Origin of the sequence: Streptomyces sp. NRRL WC-3549 (assembly GCF_000721935.1) — a bacterium.
Taxonomy (GTDB): Bacteria; Actinomycetota; Actinomycetes; order Streptomycetales; family Streptomycetaceae; genus Streptomyces.
Window position 1 is genome coordinate 5,849 of sequence record NZ_KL585448.1, and the last position, 1,441, is coordinate 7,289.

Consider the following 1,441-nt stretch of genomic DNA (forward strand, 5'->3'; position numbering starts at 1 on the left):
TCGTACCCGTACCGTGTGCCTCGACGGCGTCGATCCGCTCCGGTGCCAGCCGTGCGTTGGCCAGTGCCTGCCGGATGACGCGCTGCTGGGACGGGCCGTTGGGGGCCGTCATGCCGCTGCTGGCCCCGTCCTGGTTCACGGCGGAGCCGCGGACGACGGCCAGTACGTCGTGTCCCAGCCGGAGCGCGTCGGACAGGCGCTCCACCACGAGGACTCCGGCGCCCTCGGCCCAGCCGGTGCCGTCCGCGCTCGCGGCGAAGGACTTGCAGCGGCCGTCGAAGGAGAGACCGCGCTGGCGTGAGAAGTCCACGAACGTGCCGGGGGTCGCCATGACGCTCACCCCACCGGCCAGGGCCATGGTGCACTCGCCCGACCGCAGCGCCTGCACCGCGAGGTGCAGGGCGACCAGGGAGGAGGAGCACGCCGTGTCGACGGTGACCGCGGGCCCTTCCAGGCCGAGTGTGTACGACACCCGGCCGGACAGGACACTGCCCGAGTTGCCCGTGCCCAGGTACCCCTCCACGCCGTCGGGCAGGGTGTGCAGCGTGCTGATGTAGTCGTGGTACATCAGACCGGCGAACACGCCCGTCCTGCTGCCCTTCAGCGACGTGGGGGCGATACCCGCGCGTTCGCACGCCTCCCACGTGACTTCCAGGAGCACGCGCTGCTGCGGGTCCATCGCCAACGCCTCGCGGGGCGAGATGCCGAAGAAGCCGGGGTCGAACTCCCCCGCCTCGTGCAGGAATCCGCCCTGGCGGACATAGGTGGTACCCGAACGGGTCGGGTCGGTGTCGAACACTCCCTCGATGTCCCAGCCCCGGTTGGTGGGGAACGGTGATATGCCGTCCCCGCCCGTGGCGACGAGGTCCCACAGCTCCTCGGGGCTCGTCACCCCGCCCGGGTAACGGCAGCCCATGCCCACGATCGCGATGGGCTCCCGCTCCCGGTCCTCCATGTCCCGCAGCCGACGGCGAGTCTCGCGCAGGTCCGCCGTGGCCCGCTTGAGGTAGTCGAGGAACTTCTCCTCGTTCGCCATGGGGTGTCACTCCTTGCAGAGGTCGATCAGGAAGGTGCGGGGCGGGTCGGGCTTCGATCAGGAACGTGCGGGGCCGGCCTGGATTCAGTCAGGAGGGTGCGGGCCGGGCCGGGTCTGTCAGGAGGATTCGAGCTCGTCGTCGAGGAGGTCGAAGAGCTCGTCGGCCGTGGCTTCCTCAAGGCTCCGGCCCGCGTCGGTCCCCTCGGAGGCGTCGTCGTGCCAGCCGGCCATCAGTCCGCGCAGCCGTTCGGTCACCCTGACCCGGTCGGCGTCGTCGGACGCAACGCCCGCGAGCGTGGCTTCCAGCCGGTCCAGCTCGGCGAGGAGCGAGAGGGCCGACACCGCGCCGTCGCCGACGAGTTCGTCCCGCAGGTACAGGGCGAGCGCTGTCTCTTATACACATCT

The 1,441-nt window shown here is 70.8% G+C and carries 2 protein-coding genes; both read right to left on the bottom strand.

Going from position 1 to position 1,441, the window contains the following annotated elements:
* Positions 1-1,036: beta-ketoacyl synthase N-terminal-like domain-containing protein (locus tag IH13_RS39280; protein ID WP_031091065.1), on the bottom strand; the 1,036-nt coding region annotated here is incomplete at its 3' end.
* Between the two features lie 117 nt (positions 1,037-1,153).
* The gene (locus IH13_RS0135095) at positions 1,154-1,378 is read right to left on the bottom strand and encodes a hypothetical protein (RefSeq protein WP_031091066.1); all 225 of its coding nucleotides are present in this window, start codon (positions 1,376-1,378) and stop codon (positions 1,154-1,156) included.
* Between the last annotated feature and the right edge of the window lie 63 nt (positions 1,379-1,441).